Origin of the sequence: Agromyces protaetiae (assembly GCF_030866785.1) — a bacterium.
In the GTDB taxonomy this organism is placed as follows: Bacteria; Actinomycetota; Actinomycetes; order Actinomycetales; family Microbacteriaceae; genus Agromyces; species Agromyces silvae.
Genome location: NZ_CP133018.1, coordinates 2,972,891 through 2,991,658 on the forward strand (window position 1 = coordinate 2,972,891; position 18,768 = coordinate 2,991,658).

Annotated in this window: 18 protein-coding genes and 1 tRNA gene; 13 read left to right on the forward strand and 6 right to left on the reverse strand. The window is 71.1% G+C overall.

The genetic code is table 11. The features are described from left to right. The first annotated feature begins 38 nt into the window (after positions 1-38). From pstC to pstB, 3 genes are read left to right on the forward strand one after another with little or no spacing between them, the layout of a single operon-like run. The gene (gene pstC, locus QU602_RS13600) at positions 39-977 is read left to right on the forward strand and encodes a phosphate ABC transporter permease subunit PstC (RefSeq protein WP_308797001.1); all 939 of its coding nucleotides are present in this window, start codon (positions 39-41) and stop codon (positions 975-977) included. Further along, on the forward strand, positions 977-2,077 hold the full coding sequence (gene pstA / locus QU602_RS13605) for a phosphate ABC transporter permease PstA (protein WP_308797002.1): 1,101 nt from the start codon (positions 977-979) through the stop codon (positions 2,075-2,077). Before pstC ends, pstA begins: the two co-directional genes overlap by 1 nt. Positions 2,078-2,099: 22 nt before the next feature. Beyond that, positions 2,100-2,879, forward strand: a complete 780-nt coding sequence (gene pstB, locus QU602_RS13610) for a phosphate ABC transporter ATP-binding protein PstB (RefSeq protein WP_308797003.1) — start codon at positions 2,100-2,102, stop codon at positions 2,877-2,879. A 580-nt stretch (positions 2,880-3,459) separates the two neighbouring features. On the opposite strand, the gene QU602_RS13615 is transcribed toward pstB, so the two are convergent. Next, positions 3,460-4,347, reverse strand: coding sequence for an aminodeoxychorismate lyase (locus tag QU602_RS13615; RefSeq protein ID WP_308797004.1), 888 nt, complete (start codon positions 4,345-4,347; stop codon positions 3,460-3,462). A 228-nt stretch (positions 4,348-4,575) separates the two neighbouring features. Further along, positions 4,576-5,214, reverse strand: a complete 639-nt coding sequence (locus QU602_RS13620) for a DNA-directed RNA polymerase subunit beta (protein WP_308797005.1) — start codon at positions 5,212-5,214, stop codon at positions 4,576-4,578. A 109-nt stretch (positions 5,215-5,323) separates the two neighbouring features. On the opposite strand from QU602_RS13620, the gene QU602_RS13625 reads away from it, so the two are divergent. Both QU602_RS13625 and QU602_RS13630 read left to right on the forward strand, forming a co-directional pair. Further along, positions 5,324-5,396, forward strand: a tRNA-Lys gene (locus QU602_RS13625). A gap of 276 nt (positions 5,397-5,672) precedes the next feature. Next, the gene (locus QU602_RS13630) at positions 5,673-6,053 is read left to right on the forward strand and encodes a hypothetical protein (protein WP_308797006.1); all 381 of its coding nucleotides are present in this window, start codon (positions 5,673-5,675) and stop codon (positions 6,051-6,053) included. 45 nt (positions 6,054-6,098) lie between these two features. Here the strand turns inward: QU602_RS13630 and QU602_RS13635 are convergent, their stop codons facing one another. Continuing rightward, positions 6,099-7,139, reverse strand: coding sequence for an LLM class F420-dependent oxidoreductase (locus QU602_RS13635; RefSeq protein WP_308797007.1), 1,041 nt, complete (start codon positions 7,137-7,139; stop codon positions 6,099-6,101). A 147-nt stretch (positions 7,140-7,286) separates the two neighbouring features. Between QU602_RS13635 and QU602_RS13640 the strand changes: the two genes are divergently transcribed. Further along, positions 7,287-8,465 (forward strand): MarP family serine protease, encoded by a 1,179-nt coding sequence (locus QU602_RS13640; RefSeq protein ID WP_308797008.1) that lies wholly within the window; start codon positions 7,287-7,289, stop codon positions 8,463-8,465. Positions 8,466-8,480: 15 nt separating this feature from the next. On the opposite strand, the gene QU602_RS13645 is transcribed toward QU602_RS13640, so the two are convergent. After that, complete coding sequence (locus QU602_RS13645) at positions 8,481-9,419, reverse strand: aldose 1-epimerase family protein (protein WP_308797009.1); 939 nt, start codon at positions 9,417-9,419, stop codon at positions 8,481-8,483. A 10-nt stretch (positions 9,420-9,429) separates the two neighbouring features. Next, entirely contained in the window at positions 9,430-10,281 is an 852-nt protein-coding gene (locus QU602_RS13650) for a DeoR/GlpR family DNA-binding transcription regulator (RefSeq protein ID WP_308797010.1), read from the reverse strand. A gap of 85 nt (positions 10,282-10,366) precedes the next feature. Here QU602_RS13650 and galT point away from each other — a divergent pair, with 85 nt between their 5' ends. From galT to QU602_RS13680, 6 genes are all read left to right on the forward strand, one after another. Beyond that, positions 10,367-11,494 (forward strand): galactose-1-phosphate uridylyltransferase, encoded by a 1,128-nt coding sequence (galT, locus tag QU602_RS13655; RefSeq protein WP_308797011.1) that lies wholly within the window; start codon positions 10,367-10,369, stop codon positions 11,492-11,494. Beyond that, the gene (galK, locus tag QU602_RS13660) at positions 11,491-12,657 is read left to right on the forward strand and encodes a galactokinase (RefSeq protein ID WP_308797012.1); all 1,167 of its coding nucleotides are present in this window, start codon (positions 11,491-11,493) and stop codon (positions 12,655-12,657) included. The genes galT and galK overlap by 4 nt, the downstream gene beginning before the upstream one ends. Before the next feature lie 31 nt (positions 12,658-12,688). Beyond that, positions 12,689-13,111, forward strand: coding sequence for a hypothetical protein (locus QU602_RS13665; RefSeq protein WP_308797013.1), 423 nt, complete (start codon positions 12,689-12,691; stop codon positions 13,109-13,111). A 37-nt stretch (positions 13,112-13,148) separates the two neighbouring features. Beyond that, positions 13,149-13,601, forward strand: coding sequence for a helix-turn-helix transcriptional regulator (locus QU602_RS13670; RefSeq protein ID WP_373692821.1), 453 nt, complete (start codon positions 13,149-13,151; stop codon positions 13,599-13,601). A gap of 10 nt (positions 13,602-13,611) precedes the next feature. Further along, entirely contained in the window at positions 13,612-14,022 is a 411-nt protein-coding gene (locus QU602_RS13675; protein WP_308797015.1) for a VOC family protein, read from the forward strand. 76 nt (positions 14,023-14,098) lie between these two features. After that, positions 14,099-16,489 carry an excinuclease ABC subunit UvrA gene (locus tag QU602_RS13680; protein ID WP_308797016.1) on the forward strand — a complete coding sequence of 797 codons (2,391 nt, stop codon included), beginning with the start codon at positions 14,099-14,101 and terminating at the stop codon, positions 16,487-16,489. Positions 16,490-16,673: 184 nt separating this feature from the next. Here QU602_RS13680 and QU602_RS13685 read toward each other — a convergent pair whose 3' ends face one another. Next, a complete protein-coding gene (locus tag QU602_RS13685) occupies positions 16,674-17,186 on the reverse strand; it encodes a YbaK/EbsC family protein (protein ID WP_308797017.1) in 513 nt (170 codons plus the stop codon). A 216-nt stretch (positions 17,187-17,402) separates the two neighbouring features. On the opposite strand from QU602_RS13685, the gene QU602_RS13690 reads away from it, so the two are divergent. Further along, positions 17,403-18,767: an acylneuraminate cytidylyltransferase gene (locus QU602_RS13690; protein WP_308797018.1), complete on the forward strand. Its 1,365-nt coding sequence runs from the start codon at positions 17,403-17,405 to the stop codon at positions 18,765-18,767. Position 18,768 lies beyond the last annotated feature (1 nt).

Consider the following 18,768-nt stretch of genomic DNA (forward strand, 5'->3'; position numbering starts at 1 on the left):
CCTCTCTCTTCCCCCGACAGAACCGAGGACCCGGCCAGATGAGCACCGCCCCCGCACCGATCAAGGCGAAGATCCGCCTCGGTGACCTCGTCTTCTCGCGATCGGCGCTCTTCGCCGGGTCGATGATCCTGATCACCCTGGCGGCCGTCGCGATCTTCCTCATCGTGCAGTCGATCCCGGCGCTGTTCGCCACGAACGAGGACGCCTCGATCCTGCCGACGAACTTCTGGCAGTACGTCGGTCCGCTCGTCTTCGGCACCATCTGGGCGGCCGCGCTCGCGCTGCTCATGGCCGTCCCGGTCTCGATCGGCATCGCGCTCTTCATCTCGCACTACGCACCGCGGCGACTCGCCTCGGTGCTCGGCTACATCGTCGACCTGCTCGCCGCGGTGCCCTCGGTCGTGTTCGGCCTCTGGGGCATCGGCGTGCTGGCCCCCGCGATCGTGCCCGTCTACGAGTGGTTGAACACCAACATGGGCTGGATCCCGCTCTTCGGCGGCACGGTCTCGGCCACCGGCCGTACCATCCTCACCGCGGCCGTCGTGCTCGCCGTCATGGTGCTGCCGATCATGACCGCCATCTGCCGCGAGGTCTTCCTGCAGACGCCCGTGCTGCACGAAGAGGCGGCACTGGCCCTCGGCGCCACCCGATGGGAGATGATCCGCATGTCGGTCCTGCCGTTCGGCCGGCCCGGCATCATCTCCGCCTCGGTGCTCGGTCTCGGCCGTGCGCTCGGTGAGACCATGGCGGTGGCCATGGTGCTCTCGGCCTCGCAGGTCATCAGCTTCGAGCTGCTCACCTCGGTCAATCCGACGACGATCGCGGCGAACATCGCCCTCAGCTTCCCCGAGGCTTACGGTCTCAACGTCAACGTGCTGATCGCCACGGGCCTCATCCTGTTCATCGTCACCTTCGCGGTCAACGCGGTCGCGCGCTGGATCGTGTCGCGCCGCAAGGAATTCTCGGGAGCCAACTGATGACCGTCACGTCCACGCCCCCTGAGACGACGCCGCGCGTCAGCACCCCCATCGCCAATTCGCTCACCGCCGGCCGGCTGCCGAACGGCGCACCGTGGATGCTGCTCGGCGCCGCGCTCGCCGTGTCCGGTGTGCTCTTCGGGGTCATCGCGCTCGGCGCAGGCGAGTACAACTGGGTCGGCGCGATCGTGGTCGGCGCGATCCTGTACATCCCCGCCATCTGGCTGTTCTCCTCGATCGTCGAGGGCCGCCGACGGGCGACCGACCGCCTCGTGACCGCGCTCGTCACCGGTGCGTTCCTGCTCGCGATGATCCCGCTGATCTCGCTGATCTACACCGTGTTGAGCCTGGGCCTCGCCCGCTTCGACGCCGAGTTCTTCACCTCGTCGATGCGCAACGTGACCGGTGAGGGCGGCGGCGCGCTGCACGCCATCGTCGGCACCCTGATCATGACCGGCACCGCGGCGATCATCTCGATCCCGATCGGCCTCATGACCTCGATCTACCTGGTCGAGTACGGGCGCGGCAAGATCGCGCGCGGCATCACCTTCCTCGTCGACGTCATGACGGGCATCCCCTCGATCGTCGCCGGCCTGTTCGCCTACGCGCTGTTCGCGATCTTCTTCGGGCCGGGCGTGCGCCTCGGCATCGCGGGCGCCGTCGCGCTCGCGGTGCTCATGATCCCCGTCGTCGTCCGCTCCAGCGAGGAGATGCTGCGCCTCGTGCCGAACGAGCTGCGCGAGGCATCCCTCGCCCTGGGCGTGCCGAAGTGGCTCACGATCGTGAAGGTCGTGCTGCCCACCTCGATCGCCGGCATCACGACCGGCATCATGCTCGCCATCGCCCGGGTCATCGGCGAGACGGCGCCACTGCTCATCGCGGCCGGCTTCACGCAGAGCATGAACTACAACGAGTTCGACGGCCGCATGCAGTCGCTGCCGGTCTTCGTGTACACGCAGTACGCCAACCAGGGCAACCCGCCCGAGGCGTACCTCGACCGGGCGTGGGCCGCCGCGCTCACCCTCATCCTCATCGTCATGGCGCTGAACCTGCTCGCCCGGCTCATCGCCCGCCTCTTCGCGCCGAAGTTCGGCCGCTGATCCCCCCAGTTAGGAAACGAACGTGTCCAAGCGCATCGAGGTTCGCGACCTCAACGTCTACTACTCGAAGTTCCTCGCGGTCGAGGGCGTCTCGCTCGAGATCGAGCCCCGCAGCGTGACCGCGTTCATCGGCCCGTCGGGCTGCGGCAAGTCGACCTTCCTCCGGACCCTGAACCGCATGCACGAGGTCATCCCGGGGGCGCGCGTCGAGGGCGAGGTGCTGATCGACGGCAACAACCTGTACGACCCCGACGTCGACCCGGTGCTCGTGCGCCGTCAGGTCGGCATGGTCTTCCAGCGGCCGAACCCGTTCCCGACGATGTCGATCAAGGAGAACGTGCTCGCGGGCGTGAAGCTCAACAACCGGCGCATGTCGAAGTCCGACGGCGACGCGCTCGTCGAGAAGTCGCTGCGCGGCGCGAACCTCTGGAACGAGGTCAAGGACCGGCTCGACCGCCCGGGCTCGGGCCTGTCGGGCGGCCAGCAGCAGCGCCTCTGCATCGCGCGGGCGATCGCGGTCTCCCCCGAGGTCATCCTCATGGACGAGCCGTGCTCGGCCCTCGACCCGATCTCGACCCTCGCGATCGAGGACCTCATCGAGGAGCTCAAGCAGGAGTACACGATCGTGATCGTGACCCACAACATGCAGCAGGCCTCGCGCGTGTCCGACAAGACCGCGTTCTTCAACATCGCGGGCACCGGCAAGCCGGGCAAGCTCATCGAGTACGACCAGACCACGACGATCTTCTCCAACCCGACCGTCAAGGCCACCGAGGACTACGTGTCGGGTCGCTTCGGCTGAGTCGCGCCTGATCGGCGCTGCGGCGACGGATGCCTCGGCCTCGCGGTCCTCGGACCGCGGGCCGCACGCGTCCCCCGCAGCCCGGCGACCCGCCGACCCGGCCACCCGGCCACCCGGCCACCCGCCCACCCGCCGAACCCGTCGGCCGACTCCTTGCGCAGGAAGATTCGCGCGACGCGCCGGAGACACGGCGCCGACACGCCGCCATCACGGCCACGGTTCCTGAGCAAGAGCGGGAGAGGGCGAGCGAGCAGGTGGGCGAGCGGATGCCTCGGCCCCACCGTCTGCACGACCGCGGCGCCGTTCGGCTACCGCGTTGCCCCAGCCCGCCCGCCGACCCGGCCACCCGCCGACCCCGGCCACCCGCCGACCCCGGCCACCCGCCGACCCCGGCCATCCGGCGACCCCGGCCCACCGACTCCTTGCTCAGGAAGATTCGCGCGACGCGCCGGAGACGCAGCGCAGACACGCCGGCATTGCGGCCGAGATTCCTGAGCACGAGCGGAGGGCGCGCGAGCAGGCGGGCGAGCGGATGCCTCGGCCTCGCGGTCCGCGGACAGCGGCGCCGGCCCGTTGCGCGTCAGTCGCGCGGGGTGAGCAGGTAGGCGTTGAAGGCGGCGGTCGTGTCGGCGTCGAAGGGCAGGGGTTCGCCGTCGAGCTCGCGGATGCCGGCGGCGAGGCGCACGCTCGACACCAGCCAGGCCGCGTCGGCGGTGTGCAGCTCGTCGACCGGGATGTCTCGGTATTCGACGCGTTCCCCCAGCGCCGCGAGGTGGTCGAAGAGGCTCTGCTGGGTCGTGCCGTGCAGGATCGCACCCGAGGGAGCCGGCGTCGAGTACACCCCGTCACGGCGCAGGATGACGCTCGAGGTGGGGCCCTCCATGACGTAGCCGTCTGAGGAGACGAAGACGCTGTCATCGGCGCCACGCCGCTTCGCCTCGCGGATCGCCGCCATGTTCACGGCGTAGGACAAGGTCTTGGCACCGAGCAGCAGCCACGGCGCGCGCTCGGCCGCACCACGGTCGTAGCCGCGGTCGAGCGTCACGGCACGGATGCCCTGCGTGCGCGGCGCACTGAAGTCGGCGACGGGCGAGGCCGCGAGCCACGCTGTGGGTGCCGGGCCGTGCTCCACGCCGCGGCTCAGCACGAGCTTGATGGAGAACTCGCCCGTTTGCGGCAGCTTGTCCACCGCAGTGGCGATTGCCGCCTCCCACTGGCCGAGGTGAGGCTCGGGCAGGTCGCAGATGCGTGCCGAGTTGCGCAGCCGTTCGAGGTGCGGCCGGGTCTCCTGCGCGTGCCCGTCGACCACGCCGATGGTCTCGAAGATGCCGTCGCCGCGCTGCGTCGACAACTCCCCCACACGCAGCGCCGGCTCGCTCGCGTCGACCTCGCGGAACGTCGCCGACGCGTCGCCGAGCTCGGCGTCGGCGGGCACGGGATCGATGAGCAGGGTCACGATGAGGGCCATGCTCCGAGCGTAGCCGCGATGCGCCCTGCCGCCGGCAAAACGGCCGCCGGCAGCCGGGCCCTGGCCTCAGCCAGCGGGCAAAGAAGTACCGGGCCGCAGAACGCCTCTCGGCGCGAGGCCGCTCGGAGCGGCGAATATTGGAGCCCGGGGTTACTGCGGCCCGGCCATACGAGTGTAACCCGGCGCTTCTGCGAGGTATTCCGGGGTTGCCGAATCCGCCGGGCTCGGTTATTCGAGCGAGTCGTGACGCCAGAGGCGGGCGCAGGAGGAGAGCTCGGCGGCGAGCTCGGTGAGTCGGAGCGCCCGCCGCGTGAGTTCGGTGGGGCGCTCCGGGCGGACCGCATCCGTGGCATCCGCGTCGTCCGCGAGGTCGGCGAAGCCGGCCGAGGTGACCCGGCAGAAGGCGGCCGCGCGTTCGAGGGCGACTGCGAAGTCGCCCGCGAACACGCCGTGCAGGATCGTGTCGGCGAGCTCGCGCACCTCGTCGGGTCCGGCGGGGATCGCGGCCCCCGCGACCACCTGGTCAATCGTGCGGGAGACCTCTGCGCCGCGCTGGAAGGCGAGGGCGATGCCGGCAGGGTCCTGGCGGATGAGCGTGCGCAGCAGGTAGAGGCGCCACAGCGCGCCCGGCAGGCTCTTCGGCGAGGCCTGTGCCCACAGCTCGGCGATCGTGTCGATGCCGTGCCGATCGGTGTACGAGATGAGGCGCTCGACGATCTCCGGGTCCGGGTTCGCGCGCACGCGCGCGAGCAGCGCCGCGGCCGTGTCGTGCGCGATGCGGCTGAGCTGGGCCGGGTCATCGCCGCCCTGGTATGCCTCGAACATGCCGGGCGGGAATCTGGTGGGTCGGTGGTAGTCGGCGGCCATCCCGGCCACCCTACCTCCGTGCAGCCTGCACCCGGGCAGGCCGGCGGCGCCGCCCGGACGGTGCCGGCCGCGCACAACGCCGGGCGCGAGCAGGCTATCCTGATTCGGCGGGCCTCTAGCTCAGTTGGCAGAGCAGCGGACTTTTAATCCGCGGGTCGTGGGTTCGAGCCCCACGGGGCCCACCGTCGAGCTGTGTTACTTCGCCTGAGCGGTGCCATTCGGCATTCGGGTGTGTGGTAACAGTGTTTCGGTTGATGGGTTACACCTGTTTCGGGTGATCCTGCACAGCGGCACCGCCCTGTCAAGTCCCTCCTTTGCGGCGCGTCAAGCGGAGAGGATTGTGCTGCTGGGATCGTCAGATCCCGCAGACGGATCGGACGGCTCGCATCGTCACCGGGAACGGGATGACGTGTCAGTGGGGCAGCGTTCGATCCGTCCTACACGCGGAGGGGCGAGGAATGATGACGCAGACGATGGCACCGGCTCCGATCGCCCCGAAGTCCGCCCCGACGCTCACACACGCGCGCGTGCGGGCCACGCAGACCGCAGCGGCACCGACTCCCGCCGCCGCGCGCCCGATCGCGCAGCACGCGCAAGCGCCCAGCCGGGCGACCGACGAGCGGGTCGAGCTCGTACACCTCGACGACGCGACGTGGCGGGTCTGCGACTCGACCGCCACGCCGGGTCAGCGCGGGTACATCGTCGGCTACCTCCAGGCATGCGGCACCGAGTTCGAGATGCTCTGGATGCACCCGCGCCCCGGCGTGGTCCACCAGTACGACGACTTCGACTCGGCGCTCCGCGCCATCGCCACGCGACTCAGCATGTTCCCGGGCTGAACGGGCACCGGCGTTCCGACCGCCTGAACGCCGCGATGCGGCGCGTCAGCCGACGAGGTCGCGGAATGCGCGCATGAGGGCGACGCGATCGGCGGATGCCTCGGCCAGCGGCGTGACCGTCAGGGTCGTCACGCCCGCCTCACGGAAGGCCGCAACCCGTTCTGCGACCTCCGAGGCCGGCCCCACGAGCGACACCGCGCGCACGAGCTCGTCGGGCACCGCGGCCACGGCCTCGGCCTTCCGCCCAGCGAGGTAGAGCTCCTGCACGCGCGCCGCCTCGTCGGCGAAGCCGTAGCTCGCGACGAGGTCGTTGTAGAAGTTCTTGCCCTTGGCGCCCATGCCGCCGACGTAGAGCGCGAGCTGCGGCTTCACGAGCGGCAGCACCTCCTCCGGGCGATCGGTGATCGCGAGTGCGGGGCTCGCGAACACGTCGAGGGCGCCGAGCTCGGGTGCGCGCTTCGCGCGGCCTGCGGCGAGCGCATCGCCCCAGACGTCGGCGGCGCGTTCGGGGTGGAAGAACATGGGCAGCCATCCGTCGGCGAGCTCGGCGGTCTGCTCGACGGATTTCGATCCGAGGGCGGCGACCGTGATCGGGATCCGATCGCGCACGGGGTGGTTGATGAGCTTGAGCGGTTTGCCGAGTCCGGTGCCCTCGCCCTCCGGCAACGGGATGCGGTAGTTCCGGCCCTCGTGCACGACCGGCTCACGCCGCCACACCTGACGGCAGATCGCGATGAGCTCGCGGGTGCGGCCGAGCGGCGCGTCGTAGCGCACGCCGTGGAAGCCCTCGATGACCTGCGGGCCTGACGCGCCGATGCCGAGCTCGAACCGCCCGCCCGACACGTAGTCGAGGCCGGCGGCGGTCATGGCGGTCAGCGTCGGGGTACGGGTGTAGAGCTGCAGGATGCCGCTCATGAGCGTCATCCGCTCGGTGCGCGCCGCGAGGAACCCGAGCTGGCTGACCGCGTCGAACGAGTACGCCTCGGGCACCGCGACGAGGTCGACCCCGGAGGCCTCGAGCTCGGCGACCTCGTCGGCCACCTCGCGGAACCCGCCCGCGTAGTTCAGGAACATCCCGACGCGCATCCGCCACTCCTCATCGTGTGTACGGCCCTCGCCGTGTGCCAGGCCGCGCGCCCGCGCGGGCCTCCCACCCTACCCAACGCCGAGTGTTCCCAGACGCGGCGGACGAGCCCACAGCGGCTTCGAAGCCGCATACGAGAGGGTGGTGGGATGACCTGGAGTCTTCTGCTGGACATCGTGCTCGTGCTCGTCCTGATCGGCGCGCTCGTGAACGGGTTCCGGGCCGGACTGCTGCGCACCGCCGCGGGCCTCGCGGGTCTGGTCGCCGGCGGCATCGCCGCGTACTTCGTGATGCCGTGGGTGACCTCGGTGGTACCGGCGCCCGAGTGGCGCGCGCCAGCGGCCATCGCTGCGGCGATCGTGCTGCTCATCGGCGGCTCGTGGCTCGGTGCACTGGTCGGCCGCGCGCTGCGGAGCGGTGCGAAGGCGGTGAAGCTGGGCGTCCTCGATCGGGTGCTCGGCGCGATCGGCAACACCATCGTCGCGGCCTTCGTGATCGCGCTCGTCGGGTCGGGCGTCACGGCGCTCGGCGTGCCGGTGCTGTCGCCCGCGGTGGCCGGATCCACCATCGTGCGCGGCATCGACCAGGCCACGCCGGCGCCGGCCCGCACGCTCATGGCGGAGCTGCGCACCGCGGCGATCGGCGGCGCCATCCCCTGGCTCGGCGAGGTCCTGGGCGGTCCGACCGAGCCACCGCAGCTCCCCTCGGGCTCGCTCGACGATCCCGAGCTCGCTCGCGCGAGCGCCTCGGTGGTGCGCATCACCGGCAACGCCTTCGAGTGCGGCAGCAGCATGTCGGGCTCGGGGTTCGTCGTCGCGCCGAACCGCATCGTGACGAACGCGCACGTGGTCGCGGGCGTCACCGAGCCGATCGTCGAGGCGCCCGGCCGGGCCCCGGTGCAGGGCCGGGTCGTGGCGTTCCAGCCCGAGCACGACCTGGCGCTGGTCGCGGTCGACGGGCTCGACGTGGCGCCGCTCGCGATCGCCGCGCGTCCGGCCGACGGCACCGAGGTCGCCGTCGCCGGGTACCCGTTCGGCGGCCCCTACCAGCTGCGTGCCGCGCAGATCCTGACCACGGGCCCGCTCACCATCGTCGAGAACGGCACCCAGTCGACGCGCGAGGTCGCCACGCTCGCCGCGAAGGTCGACCACGGCAACTCCGGCGGACCGGTGCTGACGCTCGACGGGGAGATCGGCGGCGTCGTCTTCGCCAAGAGCGAGACCGTGCAGAACGTGGGCTACGCGATCCCGATCACGACGCTCGAGCCGCTCGCGGCGACGGCGGGCACGCTCTCGACCCCGGTCGATTCCGGGTCGTGCGTGCGCTGACGCGTCACCGCACGCTCACTCCCCAGCCGTGAACCCGCGGAACCGGATGCCCCAGCTGCCGTGCCATTCCTCGCCCGGGTCGAGCCAGCGCAGACCGCGACCCGAGTTGAACGCCTCGGCCGGTGCAGTCATCGGCTCGACGGCGATCGCGACGTCACCGCTCTCGCCCGGGAACTCGCGCGTGGTGAAGACCTGCACGAACCCGAACTCGTCGTCGGCCCAGACCGACACCGAACGGCCGTCTTCGGCGGTCAAGGTGTGCTCGACGCATCCGTCGTCGTCCGTCGAGAGCTCGCCGAACGCGTCGTCGAGCTGGACGTCGCCCACGCGGCGGCCCTCGCGGAAGTCCCAGACCGAGCCGTCGACCGGCACCTCGCCCGTGGGCAGCAACCGGTCGTCGACCTCGATGTGGCTGGCGGCGTCGAGCCGCAGCGTGAGGTCTTCGGTGCGGACGCCGCCGATCTTCACGAACGGGTGCGTGCCGACCGCGATGGGCGCCGGCGCGCCACCCCGGTTCTCGAGATAGTGGGTCACCTTCAGCCCGTCGGCGACGAGCTCGTACTTCACGGCCGTGGCGAGCAGGTACGGGTACCCGAGCTGCGGGTAGACCGTCGCGGCGAGCGTGATCGAGTCGCGCGCGCGCTCGACCTCGTGGTACTCGGTGTAGCGCAGCAGGCCGTGGATCGCGTTGTGGAACTTCGGCTCGGTGATCGCGAGCTGGTGGTCGACGCCGTCGTGCGACCAGCGACCGTCGCGGATGCGGTTGGGCCACGGCACGAGCACGATGCCGGCACCGAACGGCGGTGTCTGGTCTTCACCGTATGCGGGGACCAGGTCGACTCCGTCGATGCTGAGCGTGCGGATCGCGGCGGCCACGCCCGTGATGGTCGCGCGGAGCTCACCGCTGGCCGTGGACGTCTCGAGCACATGCTGTTCACCGGTGGGCAGCGTCATGCCCTCCACTCTATGTGGTCGGCTGCGGAGGGTCCGCGGGCGATCCGGGCTCCGCTCCGGCGACGAGCACCGGGAGCCCGAGCGCCTCGAACTCCTCGATCAGCACCTCGGGCGCAGCGGCATCCGTGATCAAGAGATTGAATGCGTCGACCGGCGCGATCCGGCCGAGGTGCACCTCGCCGAGCTTCGATGCGTCGGCGACGATCACGACGCGAGCGGCCGCGCGGAGCATGAGCGTCTTCACCTGCGCCTCGGGCAGGTTCGCGTTCGTCACGCCGTGTGCGGCGTCGACGCCGTTGCCGCCGATGAACGCGAGGTCGACGTGGATCTCATCGAACATCGACCCGGCCAGCGGGTGCACGAGCGAGTGCTGCTTGGGGCGCAGCGTGCCGCCCGTCACGACGACCGTGAACCGCGGGATCTCGGGCTCGAGCTCAAGCGCGATGGACAGCCCGTTGGTGAAGATCGTGACGTCGTCGAGGTCGGTGCGCCGGCGCAGGGCCCGCGCGATCTGCAGGGTGGTCGTGCCGACGTCGAGGATGACGCTCTGCCCGCTGCGCACGAGCGCGGCGGCGGCCTCGCCGATCGCCTGCTTGGGCCGCACCGACGCCTCGAGCGCCTGTTCGAACGTCGGCTCACGCTCGGGCCGGTCGCCCGTGCCGGCGGCGCCGTTCATCGGGACGGCGCCGCCGTGTACACGCCGGATGGCACCGCCGCGCTCGAGCGCGTCGAGGTCGGCGCGGGCGGTCACCGGCGTGACGCCGAAGGTCGAGGCGAGGTCGGCGACGCGTACGAAGCCGCGCTCGGCGACGAGCGCGAGTGTGAGCTCGCGACGTCGTGCGGCGCCGGGCACGTCGGTCATACCGCCGATTGTCCTCCCCGAGGCATCCGCTTTGCAATACGAAAGCAACTTGTTTGCAAAACGAAAGCCGCGTATCGTGTCGCGCGTGGACCCCCAAGACCCGCGTATCGCGGTGCGCCGCGACCGCCTCGCCGACGGTCGCGAGCTCATCTACTTCGACGACGCCGACACGACGCTCGGGCCCGAGCGCGCCGTCGACGAACGCGAGCTCGCCCCGCGCCCCCCGGCCGCACACATGCGCCAGGACCCCCTCACGGGCGACTGGGTCTCGATCGCGGCGGCACGCCAGAACCGGGTGATGCTGCCGCCCACCCACCTCGACCCGCTCGCCCCGCAGAGCCCGGGCAATCCGTCCGAGATCCCCAGCCGCTACGACGTCGCGGTCTTCGAGAACCGCTCGCCGTCGTTCGGTCCCGACCTCGCCGATCCGGATGCCTCGCCGGCCGCGTTGCTCGCCGCGACCCGCGAGATCGGGCTCGAGCGCACGCTGCCGTCGCTCGGGCGCTGCGAGGTCGTGTGCTTCTCACCCGAGCACGAGGGGTCGTTCGGCACGCAGTCGGTGTCCCGCGCCCGCACCGTCATCGAGGCCTGGGCGCACCGGACCGCCGAGCTGTCGGCGCTGCCCGGCGTGCAGCAGGTCTTCCCGTTCGAGAACCGGGGCGAGGCGATCGGCGTCACCCTGGGGCATCCGCACGGCCAGATCTACTCGTATCCGTATGTGACGCCCCGGACGCAGCGCCTGCTCGACGCGATCGACGCCTACGGCCCGACGCTCGTCGCGGACCTCGTCGAGCGCGAGCTCGACGGGCCGCGTGTGCTGCTGCGCGGTGCGCACTGGAGCGCCTACGTGCCGTTCGCGGCGCGCTGGCCGATCGAGGTCCACCTCGTCCCGCACCGGCACGTGCCCGATCTCGCCGAGACGACGCTCGGCGAGCGCGATGAGCTCGCCTCGCTGTACCTGCGCCTGCTCCGCGGCGTCGATGCCCTCTACGACTCCCCCACGCCCTACATCGCGGCGTGGCACCAGGCGCCCGTGCACGAGCGACGCGACGAGGTGCGGCTGACGCTGCAGCTCACGAGCCCTCGTCGCGCGGCCGACAAGCTGAAGTTCCTCGCTGGTTCCGAGGCGGCGATGGGAGCATGGATCGGGGATGTCGCACCCGAGGCACAGGCCGAGGCGCTGCGCGCCGCGATCGAGGGGGTTCAGCCATGAGCGACCGGTTCGACGCCGCGGAGGCGGCGGGCGGGTTCACCGAGTACTACGGGCGCGCGCCCGGTGGGGTGTGGAGCGCCCCCGGCCGGGTCAACCTGATCGGCGAGCACACGGACTACAACGACGGGTTCGTGTTCCCCTTCGCCATCGACCGGCGCACGGTCGTCGCGCTCGGCGACCGTGACGACCAGGTGCTGCGCGTGAGCTCGACCTTCGCGCCCGACCCGGTGTCGGTGCACCTCGACGACCTCGCGCCCGACGCGGTGAGCGGCTGGGCCGCATATCCGCTCGGCGTCGCATGGGCGCTGCGCGAGTCCGGCGCGGACCTCGCGCACGTGCGCGGCGTCGACCTGCATCTCGCGTCGGATGTCCCGATCGGCGCCGGCCTCTCATCGTCGGCCGCGATCGAGTGCGCCGTCGCCGTGGCGCTGAACGAGCACTGGGGACTCGGCCTCGACCGGCCGGCCCTCGCCAAGGCCGGGCAGCTCGCCGAGAACCGTGTCGTCGGCGCGCCGACCGGCATCATGGACCAGTCGGCGTCGCTGCTCGGCGAGGCCGACGCCGGCGTGTTCCTCGACTGCCGCAGCCTCGATGCCGACGTGATCCCGCTCGGGTTCCGCGACGCGGGTCTCGTGGTACTCGTGATCGACACGCACGTGTCGCACGCGCACGCGACCGGCGGCTACGCCGCCCGGCGGGCCTCATGCGAGGCGGGGGCACGCGCGCTCGGGGTGGACTCGCTGCGTGACGTGCGCGTCGCCGACCTCGCGCGCGCCGAGGCCGAGCTCGACGACGAGACCTTCCGCCGCGTGCGGCACGTGGTGACCGAGAACCAGCGCGTGCTCGACGCCGTGCGCTCGCTGCGCGAGCACGGGCCGGCGTCGATCGGACCGTTCCTCGACGCGTCGCACGTGTCGATGCGCGACGACTTCGAGATCTCGGTGCCCGAGCTCGACACCGCGGTCGAGGCCGCGCAGGGCGCCGGTGCGGTCGGCGCGCGCATGACCGGCGGCGGCTTCGGCGGCGCCGCGATCGCGCTCGTGGCCGACGCCCTCGTGCCCGACGTGACCGAGTCCGTGCGCGCCGCGTTCGCGGCGCGGGGCTTCCGCGAGCCGACCGTGTTCGCCGTCGCCGCCGCGCAGGGGGCACGCCGCGACGGTTGAACGATTGCACGGGTTCGATATACTGCAATCCATGAACATCACCCTCGCGATGCTGGCCGGCGCCCTGACCGCGTCACTCTCGTTCGGACCACCTACCCCGACGGCCGAACTCGCGAAAGCGGCGGCGATCGGCGACCCTGAGACGATCGAAAGGGTGGCGCATCGGGCTGATTTCGGCGTCCTCGCGTCGCACCCCTTCGGGCTGGTCCAGTGCCCCTCGCACCGCCCGAACCACATCGATCACGAGTTCCACAAGAACTCTGGGTGGGGCATTCCCAGAGGAGTGGAGATCCGTGCACCCCATGCATTGGTGGTCGCCACCGCACTGGCCACGTATCGGGGGACGGCGGACGGCTGGGTCCACCCCTCGGGGATCGCATCCGCATTCATCACGAACGCCGGCACCGCGCAATCCATCAGCATCGTGCTGCACTGCACCCGCAGGCCTCGCTAGGAGGCGCGCGTCGCCGGCGGCACCGGCGCGTGGCAGCATGGGTCACGTGGAGGGGCGCGTCGGGCACGAGCAGCGGCTGCGCGATCTCGCGCTGCTGCGGCGCGTGCGGGATCGCATGGACCGCGAGTACGCGCAGCCGCTCGACGTCGAGGCGCTCGCGCGCGGCGTGAACCTGTCGGCCGGGCACCTGAGCCGCGAGTTCAAGCGGGCGTACGGCGAATCGCCCTACTCGTACCTCATGACCCGGCGCATCGAACGCGCGATGGCATTGCTCCAGGTCGGCGAGCTGAGCGTCACCGACGTGTGCTTCGCCGTCGGCTTCTCGTCACTCGGCACGTTCAGCACGCGGTTCACCGAGCTCGTCGGAGTGCCCCCGAGCGTGTACCGCCGTGAGGCGAGGCATCCGCTCGAGGGTGTGCCGTCCGTGCTGGCCAAGCGCGCGACCAGACCGGTCAGGAATCAAGAAGCCGCGGTCACGCGGCGTCAGTAGCGTAGCGGCCATGGACCTGAACATTCAGTACACGTTCCTCCCGCACACCGACGCCGAGGCCTCGCTCGCGTTCTACCGCGACGTGCTCGGCTTCGAGCTCCGCAACGACGTCGGCTACGACGGCATGCGCTGGCTCACCCTCGGCTCGGCGAGTCAGCCCGAGACCTCGATCGTGCTCACGCCGCCCGCCGTCGACCCCGGCATCACCGACGACGAGCGTCGGGTCGTCGAGGAGATGATCGCGAAGGGCACGTACGCGAGCATCGTGCTCTCGACGAGTGACGTCGATGGCACGTTCAATGCCGTGCAGGCGAGCGGCGCCGAGGTCGCGCAGGAGCCGATCGATCAGCCGTATGGCGTCCGGGACTGCGCGTTCCGCGATCCGGCGGGCAATATGGTTCGTATCCAGCAGCCGAGCTGAGGCCGCTCACCCGACCGCGCCGGACCGCCGCGGGTCCGGCCGCGGCACAACCGCTTGATCGAACCATGGAGCACGGATGACCCTGGCCGAGACCTCGACCACGAGTACTGCCCACCCCGCTGACCGACACGACCTGATCCGGGTCGAAGGCGCCCGCGAGAACAACCTCAAGAACGTCAGCGTCGAGATCCCGAAGCGCCGGCTCACGGTGTTCACCGGCGTGTCCGGCTCGGGCAAGAGCTCGCTCGTGTTCGAGACCATCGCGGCCGAGTCGCAGCGCATGATCAACGAGACCTACAGCTCGTTCGTGCAGGGCTTCATGCCCACGCTCGCACGGCCCGACGTCGACGTGCTCGACGGGCTGACGACCGCGATCATCGTCGATCAGGAGCGCATGGGCGCGAACTCGCGCTCGACGGTCGGCACCGTGACCGATGCGAACGCCATGCTGCGCATCCTGTTCAGCCGGCTCGGCCGACCGCACCTCGGCTCGCCGCAAGCGTTCTCGTTCAACGTACCGACCGTGCACGGCAAGGGCGGCCTCACGATCGAGAAGGGTGACCAGAAGAACCAGAAGCCGATCACGGCCGAGTTCACCCAGATCGGCGGCATGTGCCCGCGCTGCGAGGGCATGGGGTCGGTCTCCGAGATCGACCTGACCAAGCTCTACGACGAGAGCAAGTCGCTCGCGGGCGGCGCGATCACGATCCCCGGCTACACTGCCGACGGCTGGTCGGTGAAGATGTACTCCGAGTCGGGGTTCTTCGACGCCGACAAGCCCATCCGCGACTACACCGAGGCCGAGCTGCAGGACTTCCTGTACAAGGAGCCGGTGAAGGTCAAGGTCAGCGGCATCAACATCACGTACGAGGGCCTCGTACCACGCGTGCAGAAGTCGATGCTGACGAAGGACGTCGACGCGATGCAGCCGCACATCCGGGCGTTCGTCGAGCGCGCGGTCGCGTTCACCGCGTGCCCCGATTGCGGCGGCACGCGGCTCAACGAGGGTGCGCGCTCATCGAAAATCGACGGCGTCAGCATCGCCGACGCGTGCGCGATGCAGATCAGCGACCTCGCCGAGTGGGTGCGTGGGCTCGACGAGCCATCCGTCGCGCCGCTCCTGAAGTCGCTGCGCGAGACGTTCGACTCGTTCGTCGACATCGGGCTGGGCTATCTCTCGCTCGACCGGCCGTCTGGCACGCTCTCGGGCGGGGAGGCGCAGCGCACGAAGATGATCCGGCATCTCGGGTCGTCGCTCACCGATGTGACGTACGTGTTCGACGAGCCGACGATCGGCCTGCATCCGCACGACATCCAGCGCATGAACGGGCTGCTCGTGCAGCTGCGGGACAAGGGCAATACGGTGCTCGTGGTCGAGCACAAACCCGAGGCGATCGCGATCGCCGACCACGTGGTCGACCTCGGCCCGCGGGCGGGCGCCGCAGGCGGCGAGATCGTGTTCGAGGGCACGGTCGATGCGCTGCGCGCGAGCGACACGCTCACCGGGCGGCACCTCGACGACCGGGCGACGATCAAGGCTTCGGTTCGGCCGGCGAAGGGCGCGCTCGAGGTCCGCGGCGCGACCTCGCACAACCTCCAGGGCGTCGACGTCGACATCCCGCTCGGGGTTCTCGTCGTGGTGACCGGCGTCGCCGGCTCGGGGAAGAGCTCGCTCATCCACGGCTCGGTGGCCGGCCGCGAGGGTGTGGTGGCGGTCGACCAGGGCGCGATCCGGGGGTCGCGTCGCAGCAACCCCGCGACGTACACGGGACTGCTCGAGCCGATCCGCAAGGCGTTCGCGAAGGCGAACGGCGTGAAACCCGCGCTGTTCAGCGCCAACTCCGAGGGCGCGTGCCCGAACTGCAACGGCGCGGGCGTGATCTACACCGACCTCGGCCCGATGGCGACCGTGTCGACGACCTGCGAGGTGTGCGAGGGCAAGCGGTTCGACGCGTCGGTGCTCGACTACACGCTCGGCGGACGCGACATCAGCGAGGTGCTCGCGATGCCGGTCGACGAGGCCGAGCAGTTCTTCGCCGCTGGCGACGCGAAACTCCCCGCCGCGCATGCGATCCTGAGGCGGCTCGTCGACGTCGGCCTCGGCTACCTCACGATCGGCCAGCCGCTCACGACGCTTTCGGGCGGCGAGCGCCAGCGGCTCAAGCTCGCCGTGAGCATGGCCGAGAGCGGCGGCGTCTACATCCTCGACGAGCCGACGACGGGTCTGCATCTCGCCGACGTCGACAACCTGCTGGGCCTGCTCGATCGACTCGTCGACGCGGGAAAATCGGTCATCGTGATCGAGCACCACCAGGCCGTCATGGCGCACGCCGACTGGATCATCGACCTCGGCCCGGGCGCCGGACACGACGGCGGCCGCGTGGTCTTCGAGGGAACGCCTGCCGAACTCCTCGCGGATCGTTCGACGCTGACCGGCCGGCACCTCGCGGACTACGTCGGCGCCTGAAAGCGCGCGGCTGCCGCGTTCATTCCGCGCCTGCCGTTCGGCGATCACCACGACGCGGTGTCGCGCAACATGCACGCACGGCATCCCGCATGCGACCGCGTGCGCTACACAGCGATGTGGTGTCGCGGGTGCGCGGGGCGGGGGCGCGGGGGCGCGGGGCGCCCCGCGGGCGGCGGGCGGCGGGTCAGGCGGCGCCGGATGCCTCGGCGTCGCTGCCGCGCGCCGGCTCGACCTCGCGCGGGGTGCCGCCGGTGATGCGCACGAGCTCGGCGAACGTCGTCGGGAACACCGTCTTCGCGTGGCCGGCCGCGGCCCAGACCTCGTCGTACTCGTCGAGCATGACGTCGACGTACGTGCGCACGGGTGCCGGGTGGCCGACCGGTGCGACGCCGCCGATCACCTGACCGGTCGCCGCCTTCACCGTCTCCTTCGACGCGCGGGCGATGGTGCCGCCGAGCTCGGCCCCCAGCCAGTCGGTGTCGACCCGGTGTGCGCCGGACGTCAGGACCAGGATCGGCTCGTCGTCGAGCGTGAACACGAGTGAGTTCGCGATCTGCCCGACCTCGATGCCGAGCGCGTCTGCGGCGAGCTTGGCCGTCGTCACCGCGTCACCGAACCACGTGATGCGGGGTTCGACGCCCGCGGCGCGGAGCGCCTCGGACACACGGTCGACGGCGGGGTGCGAGGGCGAGGTCATGCCCCGATCGTACCCACCACCACCCTGATCGCGTTGGAGGACAGATTTCGCAGTGGAGGTCGGACAGATCCGACCTCCACTGCGAAATCTGTCCTTCATCGCGCACGCCAGCCGCCCGACATCGCGCACGCGCCCGGCCGACATCGCGCACGCCGCCCGGCCGAGTGTTCATCGCGCGGCAACCGGCCCGCCACCCCGGTCTCGTAGCGTGCCCGCATGACCGAGGCATCGTCCGCGACGTACGGCGTCGCCGTCGCGATCATTCCCGCACGCGGCGGGTCCAAGGGTTTGCCCGGCAAGAACGTGATGCGGGTCGGCGGCGTGCCGCTCGTCGCGCGTGCCATCGCCGCCGCGCGAGCGGCCCGGTCGATCGGACTCGTCGTCGTCACGACCGACGACGACGAGATCGCGCGGGTCGCACGCGACGCCGGCGCGACCGTCGTGCACCGGCCGGCCGAGCTCGCGGGTGACACAGCCTCCAGCGAGTCGGCACTGCTGCACGCGCTCGATGAGCTGAACGAGGGCGGCGGATGCGACGGCATCGACGGCTGCGACGGCGCCGACGGCTGCGACGGCGCCGACGGCCGCCCCGAGGCATCCGTCACGGTCTTCATCCAGGCGACCTCGCCCTTCCTCTCGCCCACCGACCTCGACGCGGCCGTCGCGCAGATCGCGTCCGGCGAGCGCGACAGCGTGTTCTCTGCCGTGCCCAGTCACGCGTTCCTGTGGACGGATGGCGCGGGCGGCGGCGCGGCGGGCGTGAACCACGACCCGGGGTTCCGCCCGCGACGGCAGGACCGCGCCGCCGAGTACCGCGAGACCGGCGCGTTCTACGCCATGCGCACCGAAGGGTTCCGTGAGGCACGCCACCGTTTCTTCGGCCGGATCGGCGTGCAGCTGGTGCCCGAGCTGCACTCGGTCGAGATCGACACCGCCTCCGACCTCGTCGTCGCCCAGGCGCTCGCGAACCTCATCGACCATGCGTCACAGGGCGTCGACGTCGACGCGGTCGTCACCGACTTCGACGGGGTGCACACCGACGACAGCGCGATCGTCGGGGAGGCCGGCGTCGAGTTCGTGCGGGTGAGCCGGAGCGACGGGGCGGGAGTCGCGCGGCTCCGCGAGGCCGGCGTGCCGGTGCTGATCCTGTCCGCCGAGATGCACCCGGTGGTTTCCGCGCGCGGGGCGAAGCTCGGCGTCGAGGTGCGGCAGGGGGTCACCGACAAGGCCACCGCGCTGCGCGAATGGGCCGCCGAGCGAGGCATCCGCCTCGACCGCGTCGCCTATCTCGGCAACGACCGCGGCGACCTGCCCGCGCTCTCCATAGTGGGCTGGCCCGTCGCGGTCCGCGACGCCATCCCCGAGGTGCGGCGCGTCGCGCGGGTCGTGCTCGAACGCGCCGGCGGCCACGGCGCTGTGCGCGAGCTCGCCGATGCCGTGCTCGCCGGGCGCCGGGGCGCCGAGCGCGACCGGACGCCCGCAGACCAGGCGCGTGCCATCCAACCCATCGCCGACGAGCCGACCGCCACCCGGCCGACGGGCACCCAGTCGACCGTCATCATCACCCTCGAAGGAGCCTGAC